Source organism: Nonomuraea sp. NPDC050547 (genome assembly GCF_044457345.1).
Lineage (GTDB): Bacteria > Actinomycetota > Actinomycetes > Streptosporangiales > Streptosporangiaceae > Nonomuraea.
On the sequence record NZ_JBITGW010000026.1, the window covers coordinates 14593 to 30840 of the forward strand.

17 protein-coding genes and 1 pseudogene are annotated in these 16248 nt (G+C 70.8%); 7 read left to right on the top strand and 11 right to left on the bottom strand.

Annotated features, from left to right (window positions below):
• Positions 1-95 precede the first annotated feature (95 nt).
• On the top strand, positions 96-1757 hold the full coding sequence (locus ACIBHY_RS47430) for a class I adenylate-forming enzyme family protein (protein ID WP_397310221.1): 1662 nt from the start codon (positions 96-98) through the stop codon (positions 1755-1757).
• 61 nt (positions 1758-1818) lie between these two features.
• Here ACIBHY_RS47430 and ACIBHY_RS47435 read toward each other — a convergent pair whose 3' ends face one another.
• Positions 1819-2913: a hypothetical protein gene (locus tag ACIBHY_RS47435; RefSeq protein ID WP_397310222.1), complete on the bottom strand. Its 1095-nt coding sequence runs from the start codon at positions 2911-2913 to the stop codon at positions 1819-1821.
• Between the two features lie 250 nt (positions 2914-3163).
• Between ACIBHY_RS47435 and ACIBHY_RS47440 the strand changes: the two genes are divergently transcribed.
• From ACIBHY_RS47440 to ACIBHY_RS47450, 3 genes are all read left to right on the top strand, one after another.
• A complete protein-coding gene (locus ACIBHY_RS47440; protein WP_397310223.1) occupies positions 3164-3568 on the top strand; it encodes a hypothetical protein in 405 nt (134 codons plus the stop codon).
• A 29-nt stretch (positions 3569-3597) separates the two neighbouring features.
• Entirely contained in the window at positions 3598-3951 is a 354-nt protein-coding gene (locus ACIBHY_RS47445; RefSeq protein ID WP_397258357.1) for a nuclear transport factor 2 family protein, read from the top strand.
• A gap of 103 nt (positions 3952-4054) precedes the next feature.
• The gene (locus tag ACIBHY_RS47450; protein ID WP_397258359.1) at positions 4055-5332 is read left to right on the top strand and encodes an MFS transporter; all 1278 of its coding nucleotides are present in this window, start codon (positions 4055-4057) and stop codon (positions 5330-5332) included.
• A 12-nt stretch (positions 5333-5344) separates the two neighbouring features.
• Here the strand turns inward: ACIBHY_RS47450 and ACIBHY_RS47455 are convergent, their stop codons facing one another.
• Positions 5345-6085, bottom strand: a complete 741-nt coding sequence (locus tag ACIBHY_RS47455) for a metallophosphoesterase family protein (protein WP_397310224.1) — start codon at positions 6083-6085, stop codon at positions 5345-5347.
• 18 nt (positions 6086-6103) lie between these two features.
• Entirely contained in the window at positions 6104-6331 is a 228-nt protein-coding gene (locus ACIBHY_RS47460) for a hypothetical protein (RefSeq protein WP_397258363.1), read from the bottom strand.
• Positions 6332-6392: 61 nt separating this feature from the next.
• Here ACIBHY_RS47460 and ACIBHY_RS47465 point away from each other — a divergent pair, with 61 nt between their 5' ends.
• Entirely contained in the window at positions 6393-6977 is a 585-nt protein-coding gene (locus ACIBHY_RS47465; protein ID WP_397310225.1) for a Uma2 family endonuclease, read from the top strand.
• Positions 6978-7013: 36 nt separating this feature from the next.
• On the opposite strand, the gene ACIBHY_RS47470 is transcribed toward ACIBHY_RS47465, so the two are convergent.
• The 7 genes and pseudogenes from ACIBHY_RS47470 to infC form a co-directional block, all read right to left on the bottom strand.
• Positions 7014-9563 (bottom strand): phenylalanine--tRNA ligase subunit beta, encoded by a 2550-nt coding sequence (locus ACIBHY_RS47470; protein WP_397310226.1) that lies wholly within the window; start codon positions 9561-9563, stop codon positions 7014-7016.
• Positions 9563-10603, bottom strand: a complete 1041-nt coding sequence (gene pheS, locus ACIBHY_RS47475; protein WP_379636452.1) for a phenylalanine--tRNA ligase subunit alpha — start codon at positions 10601-10603, stop codon at positions 9563-9565. The genes ACIBHY_RS47470 and pheS overlap by 1 nt, the downstream gene beginning before the upstream one ends.
• 123 nt (positions 10604-10726) lie before the next feature.
• On the bottom strand, positions 10727-11809 hold the full coding sequence (locus ACIBHY_RS47480; RefSeq protein WP_397258367.1) for an ATP-binding protein: 1083 nt from the start codon (positions 11807-11809) through the stop codon (positions 10727-10729).
• 49 nt (positions 11810-11858) lie between these two features.
• Entirely contained in the window at positions 11859-12671 is an 813-nt protein-coding gene (locus tag ACIBHY_RS47485; RefSeq protein WP_397258369.1) for a TrmH family RNA methyltransferase, read from the bottom strand.
• 43 nt (positions 12672-12714) lie between these two features.
• Positions 12715-13098: a 50S ribosomal protein L20 gene (gene rplT, locus ACIBHY_RS47490; RefSeq protein WP_184961802.1), complete on the bottom strand. Its 384-nt coding sequence runs from the start codon at positions 13096-13098 to the stop codon at positions 12715-12717.
• Between the two features lie 24 nt (positions 13099-13122).
• The gene (rpmI, locus tag ACIBHY_RS47495; RefSeq protein ID WP_379624731.1) at positions 13123-13317 is read right to left on the bottom strand and encodes a 50S ribosomal protein L35; all 195 of its coding nucleotides are present in this window, start codon (positions 13315-13317) and stop codon (positions 13123-13125) included.
• A 243-nt stretch (positions 13318-13560) separates the two neighbouring features.
• Positions 13561-14073, bottom strand: a pseudogene (gene infC, locus ACIBHY_RS47500) (translation initiation factor IF-3); the annotation flags it as partial.
• A gap of 363 nt (positions 14074-14436) precedes the next feature.
• Between infC and ACIBHY_RS47505 the strand changes: the two are divergent.
• Positions 14437-14694, top strand: coding sequence for a type II toxin-antitoxin system Phd/YefM family antitoxin (locus ACIBHY_RS47505; RefSeq protein ID WP_184961806.1), 258 nt, complete (start codon positions 14437-14439; stop codon positions 14692-14694).
• Positions 14691-15107 carry a type II toxin-antitoxin system VapC family toxin gene (locus ACIBHY_RS47510; protein ID WP_397310227.1) on the top strand — a complete coding sequence of 139 codons (417 nt, stop codon included), beginning with the start codon at positions 14691-14693 and terminating at the stop codon, positions 15105-15107. Before ACIBHY_RS47505 ends, ACIBHY_RS47510 begins: the two co-directional genes overlap by 4 nt.
• On the opposite strand, the gene ACIBHY_RS47515 is transcribed toward ACIBHY_RS47510, so the two are convergent.
• On the bottom strand, positions 15082-15915 hold the full coding sequence (locus tag ACIBHY_RS47515; RefSeq protein ID WP_397310228.1) for a shikimate dehydrogenase: 834 nt from the start codon (positions 15913-15915) through the stop codon (positions 15082-15084). The two genes, ACIBHY_RS47510 and ACIBHY_RS47515, sit on opposite strands and share 26 nt — an antisense overlap.
• Positions 15916-16248 lie beyond the last annotated feature (333 nt).

The following is a 16248-nucleotide window of genomic DNA, read 5'->3' on the forward strand; positions in this document are numbered from 1 at the left end:
GCATAATCACTCACAGAACAAGGCTCTAGCGTCACGTACCTACTGGTCGGTACTGTGATTTATCCGGATTGCCGAGCCACGCGGGAGTTCTGCGCATGACCATCAGCCACGCCCAGGTCCAGGCCCAGCTCACCGGCCCCGGCCAGCTCTTCGAGACCGAGGAGATCGGCGACACGGGCGTCCGTACGTGGAAGCACGCGCCCGGCCACTTCAGGGCGCTGCTGGAGATGAGCCGCTTCCACGGGGAGAAGGTGTTCCTCGTCTACGAGGACGAGCACATCACCTTCGAGGAGCACTTCCGCCGCGCGGCCACGCTCGCCAACCGGCTCGTCACGGACTACGGCGTGGCCAAGGGCGATCGGGTGGCCATCGCCATGCGCAACTACCCGGAATGGGTGGTCTCCTTCTCGGCGGCGCTGGCCGCGGGCGCGATAGCCGTACCCCTGAACGCGTGGTGGACCGAGCAGGAGCTCGCCTACGGCGTGCGGGACTCCGGCGCGAAGGTGCTCATCGCCGACGGCGAGCGCGCCGTCAGACTGGCGGGCACCGGCGTCCCGCTGATCGTCACCCGGGGCCAGGCGCCCGCGGGCGCGCGCTCCTTCGAGGAGGTCATGGGCGAGGTCGCCGCCGACGTCACGCTGCCCGCCGTCGAGCTGGGCCCCGAGGACCCGGCCACGATCTTCTACACCTCCGGCACGACCGGGCGGCCCAAGGGCGCGCTCGGCAGCCACCGCAACCTGGGCCAGTCGCCCATGACCGTCGCCTACGGGCTGCTGCGCGCGGTCGCGCTGGCCGGAAGGGACATCGGCGCCGCGGCGGGCGTGCGCAGGGTGACGCTGCTGACGGTGCCGCTGTTCCACGTGACGGGATGCTTCTCCGCGCTGACCACGACCATGTTCACCGGCGGCGGTCTCGTGCTCATGTACAAGTGGGACGCCGGGCAGGCCCTGGAGCTCATCGAGCGCGAGAAGGTCACCGCGATGATCGGCGTGCCGACCAACGCGTGGCAGCTGATGTCCCACGCCGACTTCGGCAAGCGCGACCTGTCCTCGCTGACCACGCTCGGTTACGGCGGCGCCCCCGCCCCACCCAAGCTGCTGGAGCGCATCAACGAGAACATGCCCGAGCGCTCGGCCTCCAACGGCTACGGCATGACCGAGACCACCGCGCTGGCCGTCGGCAACGGCGGCCCCGACTACCAGGCCAAGCCCGACAGCATCGGCCTGCCCTCCGCGGTCGTGGACGTCAGGGTCGTCGACCCGATGGGCGAGGTACTGGCCGCGGGCGAGGTCGGCGAACTGTGCGTACGCGGGCCCAACGTCATCATGGGCTACTGGAACAAGCCGCAGGCCACCGCCGAGACCTTCGTCGGCGGCTGGCTCCACACCGGCGACCTGGCCAGGATCGACGAGGAGGGCTTCGTCTACATCGTCGACCGGGCCAAGGACATGGTCATCAGGGGCGGGGAGAACGTCTACTGCGCCGAGGTCGAGGCCGCCCTCTTCGAGCATCCGGCCGTGGACGACGCGGCGGTCATCGGCGTGCCCCACGACGAGCTGGGCGAGGAGGTCGGCGCCGTGCTGCGGCTCAAGCCGGGCACCGCGACCACCGCCGAGGAGGTCCGCTCGTTCCTGGCCGAGCGCATCGCCAAGTTCAAGATCCCCGCCCACTTCTGGTTCCGCGAGGACGAACTGCCCCGCAACCCCGGCGGCAAGATCCTCAAGACACACCTGCGGCGCGAGGTCCTGGGCGGCTGACGGGCGCGCCTCCGCCCCCGGAAGTTCGGCCGTGGGCCGCATGCCCCGCGGCCCACGGCGCTCAGCCGCCGGTGTGCTCGGCGACCGCGCGGGTGGGCGGCACGACCGTGGGCAGGCGCGGGCCGTCGAAATAGCCGGGTTTGTGGGTGCGCAGCAGCGCCTGCCCGCTGCGCTCCCACAGGAAGCCGGGCCGGCCCAGCAGCCCCGCGAACAACTCGCCGGCCTTGGCGTGGTCGCGCTCGGCCAGGCGGACGATCGGCACCGGCGAGACCGCGTCGCCCTTGAGGTAGGAGGTCACCAGGTCGCGCCCCTCGCGCCGGGCGACCAGGCCGGGCCGGTCGAAGATCTCGGCCAGCCGGGCGAACTCCGCGTAGTAGCCCAGGCCGTCGGTCTCATCGAAGATCAGGGCCACGCTCCCGGCCCGCGACACGTGCTCGGGGATCTCGGCGTCGACCCGCCCGCCGAGCCGTTCGGCCTGGTAGCCGAGATAGCCCTGGATCTTCGCCGCCACCTCCGCGCCCGCCACCACGACCTGGTCGGAGCCGAAGTAGGAGATGAAGCAGCGGCGCTGCTCGGCCTGCGTACGCCGGGCCGCGGCCAGCAGGTCCGGATTGCGGTAGGCGGCGGCCGGATTCTCCAGCGCCACGTGCGCGGCCGCCGCGACCAGCCGCCCGCGCGCCTGCGCGGTGTGCACCGACGGGGTGGCGCTGATCAGCCAGTCGCGGCCGAGCGGGATGAGCCTGCCGACCACGAACATGCCTTCGGCCAGCGGCGCGAACGCCTCCTCACCCAGGTTGGACAGCGTGCGGTAGGTCAGCTCGTCCACGTGGTTGAACAGGATGAGCGCCGGGCCGTCGAACCCGGTCACCTCGAAGACGCCCTCGACCACGTCCTTCCAGCTGAGCAGCAGCTCGTGGTCGGCCGCGTCGAGGCCCGGGTGCTCGTGCACGAACCGGTCGACGACCGTGCCGCCGCCGCCGAGCTTGTGCTGGTGCACGAAGTAGTCGACCGGCAGGAAGGCGTTCGCCTCGTCCTGCGGCCGCCCGCCGGCGTAGAAGCGGTCGAGCACGGCGGTCAGCTCGCGCTGGAACCTGCCGGACGTCGCGTAGTGCACCAGCTCGGGCTTGAGCTCCCGCGCGCGGGCCAGCAGATCCATCGACTCACTCCTCGTGTTCGCGTGATTGCAAAGAGACAGTAACGAGGCGTACGGCGCCGCGGGCCGGTTTCCCGATTTCTCCCGAGAAGTCTCCGCAGGTCACGGGGTACATAGCCACCTCCATTACCTGGCGCGTAATCGCACCGGCTATGCCCCCGATGACACGGTTCCTGTGTCGGAAACACCCGGCACCGGAAACACCCGCTTACGGGAACACCCGCTGTCGGAATCACCCGCGAGGAGAACCGAGATGACCGCCGTACCCGTCACCGCCGACCGGACCAAGTTCCTGCGCGCCGTGCTCGTCGCCGACGCCCTCGTCACCGGCGCCAACGGCCTGGCCTACCTGGTCGCCGCGCCGCTGCTCAGCGATCTCCTGGGGCCCGGCTCGGGGATGCTGCGGGCCCTCGGCGCCTTCTTGCTCGCGTACGGCGCCGCCGTGGCCGTACTGGGCACCCGCCGCGAGATCAGCCTCGCCGGCACCAAGGCCGTCGTCGCCGTCAACATCGCCTGGACGCTGGCCGGGGTGGCCGCCGTGGCGTTCGGGCTGGTGGAGTTCACCACGATCGGCGCCGTGTGGGCCATCGCCCAGGCGCTGGTGGTCGGCGTGCTGGCCGAACTGCAGATCATGGGCCTGCGCAGGGCCCGCCGCTGATCCGATAATCCGAGAGAGGACAAACCATCATGGAAAACCTGGTCGAGCGCTATGTGGCCGCCTGGAACGAGACCGACGCCGACGCCCGCGCCAAGGCCGTCGCCGACGTGTGGGCCGAGGACGGCGTCTACACCGACCCGCTGGCCGCCGTCACCGGCCATGAGGCGATCGCCGCGGTGATCGCCGGGGCGCAGGGGATGTTCCCCGGCATGGTCTTCACCCCGGGCGAGGTGTTCGAGACCCACCACAACGTGGCCCGCTTCACCTGGCACCTCGGCGCGCCCGGCGGCGAGCCGATCGCGGTCGGGTTCGACGTGGCGGAGCTGGCCGAGGACGGCAGGATCCAGCGGGTCCTGGGCTTCCTCGACAAGGTCCCCGCCTGAACCCCGTGGGGAAGGGCCCTCCCGGTCGCCGGGAGGGCCCTTCCCCACGTCCGGGAGAAAACCGTTTGAGCTCGCGCGCGGGCAGGACGGACAATGTCACCTCGTGTTCTCCCTCATCAAACGCATCGCACCCGACCTGGGCCCGTTGCGCGACTCGCGTGACTACCGGCTGCTCATGGTCTCCGGGGTGATCACGATGTTCGGCACGTTCGTCACCATGGTGGCGCTGCCGTTCCAGATGATGGAGCTGACCGGCGACTACGTCGCCGTGGGACTGATGAGCCTGGCCGAGTTCGTGCCGATGGTCGTGTGCGGGCTGTGGGGCGGGGCGATCGCCGACGCGCTCGACCGGCGCAAGATCGTGCTGTTCAGCGAGGTGGGCCTGCTGGTCACCTCGGGCCTGCTGACCGTCAACGCGATGCTGCCGCGCCCGCAGGTGTGGGTGCTGTACGTGGTCGGCGCGATCGCGATGGGTCTGACCTGCCTGCAGCGGCCCAGCCTTGAGGCGCTCATCCCGCAGGTCGTCCGGCACGACCAGCTCCCGGCGGCCGCGGTGCTGGCCAGCCTGCGCTGGAACATCGGCGCCATCGCCGCGCCCGCCCTGGGCGGCCTGCTCGTGGCCACCTACGGCACCGCCCTCGCCTACGGGCTGGACACGGCGTCGTTCGCGCTGTCACTGGTGCTGCTGTGGCGGATGCGCGCGGTGCCGCCGCACGAGGAGGCGCGGCCCGCCTCACTAAAAACGCTGGCCGAGGGCGTCCGCTACGCCTGGCGGCGCAGCGACCTCATGGGCACCTACCTGGTCGACATCGCGGCGATGGTCTTCGCCATGTCGACGGCGCTGTTCCCGTTCCTGGCCAAGCAGCTGGGCGCGCCGCAGGCGGTCGGGCTGCTCTACTCGGCCAGCGCGGTGGGCGCCCTGATCGCCTCCCTCACCGGCGGCTGGACGGCACGCGTGCACCGGCACGGCCTGGGCGTGATCGTGGCCGCCGGGCTGTGGGGCGTGGCCGTGGCGCTGGCCGCGGTGGTGCCGAACCTGTTCGCGGTCTTCTTCTGCCTCGCGCTGGCGGGCGCCGCCGACATGATCAGCGGCATCTTCCGCTCGACCATGTGGAACCAGACCATCCCGAACGAGCTGCGCGGCCGCCTGGCCGGCATCGAACTGCTGTCGTACGCCAGCGGCCCCATGCTGGGCAACGCCCGCGCCGGAGCGATGGCCGCCTTCGGCGGTGCCCGCTTCGCACTGGGCGTGGGCGGCCTGCTGTGCGTGGGCGCGGTGGTCGCCCTGGCCGGAGCGTTGCCGAAGTTCCGCCGCTACGACGCCCGCACCGACGAACACGCCCTGGCCGAAAAGGCCCGCCGCGCACTGGCCGCACCCTGACGGGGTGCGGTCTCACCGGCCCTCGCGCCTCGCGAACGCCGTCAGCGCCACCGCGTCGGAGTAGACCTCCCGCACGTACTCCGCGACCCACTCCTCGATCCCGTCGAACCCCGACTCCGCCACCAGCCGAGCCGCCACCTCCGCGGCATCGAGGGGGGTCCGCCGCAACGTCACCGCCCCGCTGACGGAGTCGAGCAGCGCCCAATGAGCCCCGTCCGTCCCGTACGGCATGCCCACGGAACCCGGGTTCACGATCAGCCGCCGATCGGCCAGCCGCGCGAACGGCATGTGCGTGTTCCCCAGCACCACCGTGTCGGCCGGCTCCCCGTCCAGCACCTGCCGCCACCGCTCCAGCGAACTGTCGACGAGCACGACCTCGTCGTCACTGCGCGGTGTCCCGTGCACGAACAACGTCCGCCCCAAGCGTCCCAGATCCAGCTCCTGCCGGGCGGGCAGAGCGGCGAGCACGCCAACCTGATCATCCCGCAGCCGCTCCCCCGCCCACCGCGAGATCGCGAACTCCGACCCCTGCCCCCGAGCCGCCTCCACCAGCTCCCGGTCGGCATTGCCGCCGACCCAGAGCGCCCGATCCCCCAGCGAGACCAGCAGATCGATCGTCTCGACCGGCATCGGCCCCGCGGCCACGTCGCCGGTCAGCACCAGCAGGTCCGCGCCCCGCACGTCCGCCTCACCCAGCACCGCCTCCAGGGCGGGCAGCACCCCGTGCACATCGGACAAGACCGCGACACGCATCCGTTCTCCTCACGTCGGCTAGAGGCTCTCCCGCCACCCGTCATACTCCTCGGCCAGCGCCTCGACCTCGCCGGCCAGCTCCGCGGGCAGGTCCTCGACGACCACGACCCACTGCGCGTCCTCGGCGTCGTCCTCGCCCGCCAGGGTCTCCCGCACCACCCGGGGCACCTCGCCCAGCCACTCCCCCAGCGCCTCGGCCACCGCCTCGGCGTCACCCCGCTCACCGAACACCAGCAGGTTTCGCACAGCCCCGTCCTTCATAGATTGCTACCGTAAAACCCTGACGGCCGAAGCGGTGAGCATAGATATGCCTGAAAAGCCACCATCGCTTCCCGACTGGGTCTTCCCGCCCCCGAAAGGCTTCGTCGCGGAGGACCTCGATCACATTCCGGGATTGCCTGCGCACACGGAGTTGATTGACGGAAGCTTGGTCTTCGAGAGCCCCCAGCGAGACTTCCACACCTCCGCGCTCTACCTTCTGGAGAAGGCGCTTCGCGGTTCGGTGCCGAGCGATCACAGGGTGCGGCGCCAGATGAGCGTGCGGCTGTCCGCGACCCAGCGCCCCGAGCCAGATCTGATCATCCTGGGCCCGGGGGCCCGCATCCAGCCCGACGCGACCTTCTACGACGCCGACGACGTCCTTCTGGCCGTTGAGGTCGTCTCCCCGGACTCCAGGGTGCGTGACAGGGAGCGCAAGCCCGTGCTCTACGCGCGGGCGGGCATCCCCTACTTCTGGCGCGTCGAGAACGCGGAGGGCCAGCTGATGGTCCACGTCTACGCGCTGGAGCCGTCGACCGGGAGCTACACCGTCGCCGGAATCTTCCATGACCGGCTCAAGGTGCCCGTGCCGTTCACCATCGACATCGACCTCACCGAGATCGACCAGCTCTGAAAGGCGGACACGGCCGAACACCGTGCCCGCCTCCCGTCAGGCTCCACGTAGCGAAGCGCCCACGCGGTCGGCGGCCAGCGCGACCGCCGCGTCACGGGCCTCCGTCGTCTCCTCCACCGTCAGCGTCCGCTCCGGTGCGCGGAAGCGCAGCGTGTAGGCCAGTGACTTGTTCCCCTCGCCCACCTGCGCCCCGGTGTAGACGTCGAACAGCCGGATCGACTCCAGCAGGTCGCCCGCCCCCTCGCGCAGCGCGGCGGCCACCGAGGCTTCCGGGGTGTCGGCGGCGACGATCAGGGCGACGTCCTGGGTGGCCACCGGGTAGGAGGACACGGCGGGCGCGTTCACCGGGCCCCGCAGGTCGAGGCGGGTCAGTTCCAGCTCCATCGCGCAGGTGCGCGGCGGCAGGCCGTAGGCCTCGACGACGCGCGGGTGCAGTTCGCCCGCGTGACCCACCAGCGTGTCGCCGGCGTAGAGGGCGGCGCAGCGGCCAGGGTGCCACGGCTCGTGCTGGTCGGCGGCGACCCGCAGCTCCACCCCTGCCTGCGCGGCCGCCATCCTGGCAGCCTCGACGGCGTCGGCCCAGGTGGCCTGGCGGCCCTTGCCCCACCAGCCGGAGCGGTCGAACTCACCGGCCAGCACGACGGCCAGCCGTTCCGGCTGGGCGGGCAGCGCGGCCTCCAGCGCGGCGAGCTCCTCCCCGTCGGGGGCGCGCTCCACGCCGAAGACCGGCGCGGTCGCCGGGGCGTCGGGCTTGGCGCGGTAGACCAGGCCGGACTCGAACAGCGCCACGTCGGGGAAGCCCCGGCCCACGTTGCGTACCAGCGTCTTGAGCAGGCCGGGCAGCAGCGTGGTGCGCATGTACGGCTCGTCGTCGGAGATCGGGTTCGTCAGCCGGGTGGCCCGCCTGCGATCGTCGTCCGCGGGAAGCTGCAGGTGGTCGAGGTCGGCCTGCCCGATGAACGGGTAGGACAGCACCTCGACGTAGCCGTGGTCGGCCAGCACCCGCCCGACGCGCCGGCGCAGGCGCTGCGTCTCGGTGAGGCCGGCGCCGGCGGGCGCCTTGGGCAGCACCGACGGCAGCCCCTCGTACCCTTCGAGCCGGATGACCTCCTCGGCCAGGTCGGCCGGGTCGGTCAGGTCGGTGCGCCACGACGGCGGCGTCACCGTGATCATGTCGGGGCCGGTGACGGCCAGCCTGGCCGCGATCTCGCCGCCGGTGACCACCGCGGTCGGCGCGACGCCGCCCCGGCGGATCACCGGGTCGTCGCCGTCGGCGACCGTGCAGCCGACCTGCTCCAGGCGCCGCACCACGGTCTCCTTCGGGTACGGCACGCCGCCCACCTGACCCGGGTAGGCGGCCGGGATGGCGATGCGCGCCGGCACCACCTCGACCTCGGCGTGGGTGAGCCCCGGCTGGATGGCGGCGCCGCCCAGCTCGGCCAGCATGGTGACCGCCCGCCAGGTGGCGACCACCGGCAGCTCGCGGTCGACGCCGCGCTCGAAGCGCTTGGACGACTCCGAGACCAGGTTGTGGGCGCGCGACTCGCGCGAGATGCCGGGCGCGGAGAAGTGCGCCGCCTCGATGACCACGTCGGTGGTCGTCTCGGAGATCTCGGTGGCCAGGCCGCCCATGGTGCCGGCCATCGAGATCGGCCCCGACTGGTCGGTGATGAGGATGTCCTCGGGGTGGAGTTCGCGCACCACGTGGTCGAGGGTCTCCAGGCGCTCGCCGGGCTCGGCGCGGCGTACGACGATCTCGCCGGTGAGCTTGGCCCGGTCGAACGCGTGCAGGGGCTGGCCCATCTCCAGCATCACGTAGTTGGTGATGTCGACGGCCAGCGAGACCGGCCGCATGCCGGCGCGCGTCAGCCGTACCCGCATCCAGAGGGGGCTCTGCGCGGCCGGGTCGAAGCCGCGCACCTCGCGCAGCACGAACCGGTCGCAGGCGGTGGCGTCGGCGATCCACGCCGGCCACGCCTCCTCGCCGGCGGCGGGCGGCTGGAGCGCGGCGGGGTCGCGGAAGGGCACGCCGAAGGCGATGGCCGCCTCGCGGGCCACGCCGCGCATCGACATCGCGTAGCTGATGTCGGGGGTGATCTCCATCTCGATGACGTCGTCGCGCAGGCCGAGCAGCTCGACCACGTCGGTGCCGATGGGCGTCTCGGGCGGCAGGACCATGATGCCGTCGTGGTCGTCGCCGAGCCCGAGCTCACGCTCGGAGCAGATCATGCCCTCGGACAGCCGGCCGTAGGTCTTGCGCGCGCCGACCTCGAAACCGCCGGGCAGCACGCCGCCGGGCAGCACGACCGGGACGCGGTCGCCGGCCACGAAGTTGCCGGCGCCGCAGACGATCTCGCGCGGCGTCGCCTCGCCGACCTCGACCTTGCAGTGGCGGATCGGCTTCTTGAAGCCGGTGAGCTCCTCGATCTCGAGGACCTCGCCGACGACGACGTTCTTGACGTCGTGGCCGTGGGAGATGATCCGCTCCAGCTTGAGCCCGGCAGCGGTCAGCCGCTCGGCGACCTCGTGGGCGGTGACCGGCGGCAGATCGACGTACTCCCGCAGCCAGGAAAGCGGGGCCTTCATCAGATCTCCATTCCGAACGGGAGCGAGAAGCGGACGTCACCCTCGACCATGTCGCGCATGTCCTCGGCGTTGTGGCGGAACATCAGCGTGCGCTCGATGCCCATGCCGAAGGCGAAGCCGCTGTAGCGGGCCGGGTCGACGCCGCCCGCGACGAGCACCCGCGGGTTGACCATGCCGCAGCCGCCCCACTCGATCCAGCCCTCGCTCTTGCAGGTACGGCACGGCGGGTTGCCCGGCACGGCACTGGTGCCGCGGCAGACGAAGCACTTGAGGTCCATCTCGGCCGACGGCTCGGTGAAGGGGAAGTAGTGCGGCCGGAAGCGCGTGGTGATGCCCTCGCCGAACATGACCTCGGCGAAGCGGTCGAGCGTGCCCTTCAGGTGCGCCATCGTCAGGCCCTCGTCGACCGCCAGGCCCTCGACCTGATGGAAGACCGGGGTGTGGGTGGCGTCGAGCTCGTCGGTGCGGAAGGTCTTGCCCGGCGAGACCACATAGCACGGCACGCCGCGCTGCAGCAGCGCGCGGATCTGCACCGGTGAGGTCTGCGTGCGCAGCACCATGCCCGAGTCGGCCGACTCCACGAAGAAGGTGTCGTGGTCGGAGCGGGCCGGGTGGTCCTTGGAGATGTTGAGCGCGTCGAAGTTGAACCACTCGCCTTCGAGCTCGGGGCCCTCGGCGACCTCGTAGCCCATGGCGACGAAGGTGTCGGCGATGCGTTCCTGCATCGTGGTCAGGGGGTGACGGGCCCCCTGCGGCCGGCGGTCCCACGGGAGGGTGACGTCGACGGTCTCCTCGACGAGGACGCGGGCGTCGCGCTCGGCCTCCAGCTCGGCCTGGCGGGCGGCCAGCGCCTCGCCCACGGCCTTGCGGGCGGCGCCGATGCGCTTGCCCGCCTCGGCGCGCGCCGCCGGGGGCAGCGCGCCGATCTCGCGGTTGGCCAGCGCGATGGGCGAACGGTCGCCGGCGTGGGCCAGGCGTACCTGCTTGAGTTCGTCGAGGCTGCCGGCCGCCTTGATCGCCGTTACGGCGTCCGCCTCCATGCGCGACAGCTCGTCGGCATGCAGGGGCGTGACCTCGACAGGGTCGTAGTCAGACAAGAGAGAGCTCCGTATCCAGGGCTTGAGCGAGACTGAGTCTAGTGCTGGCCCACCGGAGCCGATGACCTACGCGAAGTCAGGCGTGCCGGTGGGCAACATAAATCGGAACTCGGCCCCGCCCTCGGGAGCACGCTGCACGGTGATCGTCCCGCCGTGCGCCTCGACCAGGCCCTTGACGATGAACAGGCCAAGCCCGGTGCCGCCGCGCCGGCGGCTGTTGCCGCGCCAGAACTGCCGGAAGACGCGCGTGGCCAGCTCGGGGCGGATGCCCTCACCCTGGTCGCGCACAGACACGGCTACTCCATAGTCGACGGCTTGAACGTCAATGCTCACGGTTCCGCGTCCGTGCCGCAAAGCGTTTTCCACCAGGTTACCGAGAATCTGGTCGATCTTGTCCTGGTCGAGCCAGGTCTCGGGCAGGTGGTCGGCGACGGCGAGCCGGAAGCGGTCCTCGGGCTCGCCCGCGGCCACGCGCCCGGCGATGGCCCGGCGCACCCGCGCGGGCACGTCGACGACCTGCCGGTGCACCTCCATGCGGCCCGACTCGATGCGCGAGACGTCGAGCAGCTCGGTGATCAGCCGGGTGACGCGGTCGGCGTCGGTGTTGATGGTGTCGAGCATGACGCGCTTCTGCTCGTCGGTGAAGCGGCTCCACTTGGCCAGCAGCGTCGCGGTGAAGCCCTTGACGCTGGTCAGCGGGGAGCGCAGCTCGTGGGCGACGGTCGAGACCAGGTCGGCGCGGCTGCGTTCCAGCCGGGCGCGGGCGCCGCCGTCGCGCAGGACGATCGTCACCCGTTCGACGTCGCCGCGGCGCTCGGGCTCGCGGACCAGCCGGGCGGTCACGTGGAGCTCCTGGCCTCCGGGCAGATGCAGCGGGCGTTCCGGGACACGGGTGCGGGTGCGCAGCCCGCCCTCCGGGTCGAGGGCCTTCCACCACTCGCGGCCGTCGTGGTCGCGCAGCGGGAAGACGTCGTTCATGTGCCGTCCGACCGCCCGTTCGACGGGTACGCCCGTCAGCCTCGCGGCCGCCTTGTTGAGCGCCAGCACCCTGCCGAACCTGTCGGTGACGATGACCCCGTCAGGAAGGTCGTCGATGCCGATCGTGCACACGGAGGCCACCACCCGACCTTCGCTGTCTTCGCCGTGCACGACCCCGCCTCCTCGACTACATGGCCGACAATAGCGGGTTTCCGCGCCCCTAGGGCACCCGCTGAGCCCGTGCGGACGCGTAGAGACACACTGCTGCCGCGGTGGCCAGGTTGAGGCTCTCCGCCTGCCCGTAGATGGGCACTCGCACCACGTCGTCGGCCAGCGCGCGTACCTCTTCCGGCAGCCCCCACGCCTCGTTGCCGAAGATCCACGCCGTCGGCCCGGACAGGTCCACGTCGTCGAGGGTGCGCTCGCCCGCGCCGTCCGCGGCCAGCACCCGAAGTCCCTTGTCCTTGAGCGCCTGTACGGCTCCCGCCACCGGGCTGCCGATCACCACCGGCAGGTGGAACAGGCTGCCGGCGCTGGCGCGTACGCACTTGCCGTTGTAGGGGTCCACGGAAGCGTCGGTGAAGACCACGGAGTCGGCCCCTGCCGCGTCGGCCGCCCGCATCACGGTGCCGGCGTTGCCCGGGTCGCGCACGTGCGCCAGCACCGCCACCAGGCGGGGGGCGCCGTCGAGCGCCTCCTCCAGCGGGACGTGCACGAAGCGGCAGACGGCCAGCAGCCCCTGCGGGGTGACCGTCTGCGAGAGCTCGGCCATCACCTCGCCGCTGGCGCGGTGCACCGGCAGGTCGCGTGAGAGCGCCTCGTCGACCAGGTCGGGGTGGCGCTGCTCGGCCTCCGCGGTGGCGAACAGCTCCAGCGTCACGCCGTCGAGCTTGAGCGCCTCGCGCACCGCCTGCGGGCCCTCGGCCACGAACCTGCGGTCCTGGTCGCGGAAGGAACGCTTGGCCAGGCGCCTGGCCGCCTTCACCCGCGGCGCCCTGATGTTGGTCAGCTCCACGTTGTCCCCCAGTGCCATGCAAAAAGGGCCCACCGGAGGTGGGCCCCTTGACCGTAAAACCTCAGCTCGCGGCCGGCGCGTTCACGTTCGCCGGCAGCGCCTTCTTGGCGGCCTCGACGAGCGTGGCGAAGGTCTGGCTGTCGTTCACCGCGAGGTCGGCGAGGATCTTGCGGTCGACCTCGATGTGGGCCAGACGCAGTCCCTGGATCAGGCGGTTGTAAGTCATGCCGTTCTGGCGGGCGGCGGCGTTGATCCGCTGGATCCACAGACGGCGGAACGCACCCTTACGGTCCTTGCGGTCCCGGTAGGCGTACGTCATCGAGTGGAGCATCTGCTCCTTGGCCTTGCGGTAGAGCCGCGACCGCTGGCCGCGGTAGCCCGCTGCCCGTTCGAGGACGACCTTGCGCTTCTTCTTGGCGTTGAGCGCCCGCTTCACGCGTGCCATGTTGTATCTCCCCGGGGGTTCGCGCTACTTAGCGAGCAGCTTCTTGATCTTCTTGACGTCATTGTCGGAGACAATCACTTCGCCCTTGAGACGGCGCGTCAGCGTGGAGGACTTCCACTCGTTGTAGTGCGCGCGAGCGGCACGACGGCGCTTGACCTTGCCGGTGCCGGTAAGCCGGAACCGCTTCTTCGCACCGCTGTGCGTCTTCATCTTCGGCATCTCGCCGTCTCTCCCTCAATTCGTCCGTGCCGGTGGCCGGGTCGGTGCAGGCCGACCCGGTCGCGGCGTCTTCGTTACGGCAGTGGCGTCGTTCGGGGGTTGCCGTGTAAGGCTAACCCGAACCGCGGGTCACGCTTCCTGTGCGGAAACTTCCTCACCTGGTACGGAAGCTTCCTCACCCAGAGAAGGCTCCTCGCCGCCACGCTGTGCCTTGGCTGCGGCCTTTTCGGCCTTGGCCTCGGCCTTCTTCTTGTGCGGACCGATCACCATGATCATGTTTCGGCCGTCCTGCTTGGGCTGGGACTCGACGAAGCCGAGCTCCGTGACGTCCTCCGCCAGCTTCTGCAGGAGCCGGAAGCCCAGCTCGGGACGCGACTGCTCACGTCCGCGGAACATGATCGTGACTTTGACCTTGTCTCCCGCCTTGAGGAACCGCACCACGTGACCCTTCTTGGTCTCGTAGTCGTGCGGGTCGATCTTCGGCCGGAGCTTGATCTCCTTGATGATCGTGTGCGCCTGATTCTTGCGCGCCTCGCGCGCCTTCATCGCGGACTCGTACTTGAATTTTCCGTAGTCCATGAGCTTGCACACGGGCGGTCGAGCCGTGGCCGCGACCTCGACGAGGTCGAGGTCGGCCTCCTGGGCGAGCTTGAGGGCGTCGTGAATGGAGACGATGCCGACCTGCTCGCCGTTCGGGCCCACGAGGCGAACCTCGGGAACTCGGATACGCTCGTTGATGCGGGGCTCAGTGCTGATGGGGCCTCCTAGGTTTGCGTCCCTACGTGCTCGTCGTGCCGAGAGCTTCGCACGTACGTGTCTGTACACGCGAAAAGCCCCGCACGTCGCGCATGCGGGGCCACTGAGCTCGTCGGCTTCGTGGCCGTAAGCTCCCCGGAGTAGTCCGGCGTGATCCTGGACCCGGCCGCCGGGCGGCGACTCAGGTGGGAGGGAGACCTCCGCTTGCGCGTCCAGCAAGGCATGCCGGACCGATCAGGGAGTTACGTTACCACAACACACCGAGTTCTTCGAATCATCCCGCGCCGGGAGCGTCGGCTTGCTATCACTGTGTGTTACCGGGCCGGCTTGCTAATCTAGACAGACTAGACAGGAGGTGGGTCCATGTCCTCATGGCAGCTCCAGGAGGCCAAGCAGCGCTTCAGCGAAGTGGTGCGGCGGGCACACGACGAAGGACCCCAGATCGTCACCCGGCACGGCGAGGACGTGGCCGTGATCATCGACATGGCCGAGTACCGGCGCCTCAAGGGAGGCGAGCCCGACTTCAAGGAGTTCCTCATGTCCGGGCCCGACCTCAGCGACCTCGACCTCACCCGGTCCCGCGATCTGCCCCGCGAGGTTGACCTGGGGACCGACTGGTGACCTATCTACTGGACACCAACGTCGTCTCGGAGATGACCAAGCGCCACCGGGATCCGGGGGTGGCCGCCTGGCTGGAGACGATCAACGGGCCGACCCTCTATCTGAGCGTTCTGGTCATGGGTGAGATACGCAAGGGCATCGAGCTCGCCAGGCGCCACGACCCGGTAAGGGCCGCCGCGCACGAGGCCTGGCTCACCAGGCTCCAAGCCGAGTTCGCCTTGCGGATCCTGCCTGTCACCACCGAAGTGGCCGAGGAGTGGGGCCGGTTCAACGCCATCCGCCCCATTCCCGTCGTCGACGGTCTCATGGCCGCCACCGCTCGTACCCGCAACTGGGCGCTCGTCACCCGGAACGTCAAAGACTTCAACGGGCTCGACCTGCGGATCATCAACCCTTTTGACTGGCCCGCCTGAGGATCTCCGCCTCGCCGGCCGCGCGCATGGCCTCGACCGGCACGTCCGCGCGGCCGGTCATCAGCTCCACCTGCCGCACCGCCTGGTGCAGCAGCATCGCGAACCCGCCCACCACGCGCCCGCCCGCCTCCAGCACGCTCGCCGCCGCCTTCGTGGGCCACGAAGCGTAGACCACGTCGAACAACGCCGGCACCCCCGCCAGCGACCCCGCGTGACCGTCGGCGGCGCCGCCGGGCAGCGTGGAGATCACCAGGTCCACCCCGAGCAGGTCATCGAGCTCGTCCAGCGGCGCCACCCGCAGAGCCACCCCCAGCCGCCCAGCCACCGCGGCCGTCCCGGCCGCCCGCCCCGCATCCCGTACGGCCAGCGTCACCCGCTCCAGCCCCAGGTTCCGCAGGGCCGCCAGCGCGGAACCGGCGGTCGCTCCCCCGCCCAGCACCAGCGCCGAACCCGGCCGCGGCACGCCCGCCTCGGCCAGCGCCCGCTCGATCCCGTAGACATCGGTGTTCTCACCATGGGCGGAGCCGTCCCGGAAGACCACCGTGTTGGCCCCGCCGACCTCGACGGCCAGCTCGGAGACGGTATCCAGCAGGGGCAGCACGGCCCGCTTGAGCGGCATCGTCAGCGACAGCCCCGCCCACTGCCCGGCCTCACCGCGCAGGCCCGCCATCCGCGCGGGCAGCGCCGCCTCGTCACACTCGAAGGCGTCGTAGGTCCAGTCGTCGAGGCCCATCGCCCGGTAGGCCGCCCTGTGCAGGTACGGCGAGAGCGAATGCGCGATCGGCGAACCGAGTACCGCTGCCCGCATGAAACCCCTCCTTCTCCAGCCACAGGACCCTACCCCTGGCCGCCGATCCGGCCGACATCGGCGGCCGGAAGAACACCACCACTTGGGCGGGCCGTCGCGGCGGGGAGTGCGTCCGACGTGAGAAGCGATCCCCACGACCTGCGCCCGCCCGTGACGGCGGGTGGCGCCGGGGTGGCTTGCCGTAACGAAAAGGGCGCCTGCCACAACGGAGAGCCTGGGAAACGGGCCCGCCGCGACGGTAGAGGCCCTTGAAGAGGGCCCGCCGCGACGAGAAGTGCCCGCCGTAGCGGAAGGGGCCCTGGTGGAAGGGCCCCTTCCGGGAGACGTCCGCGA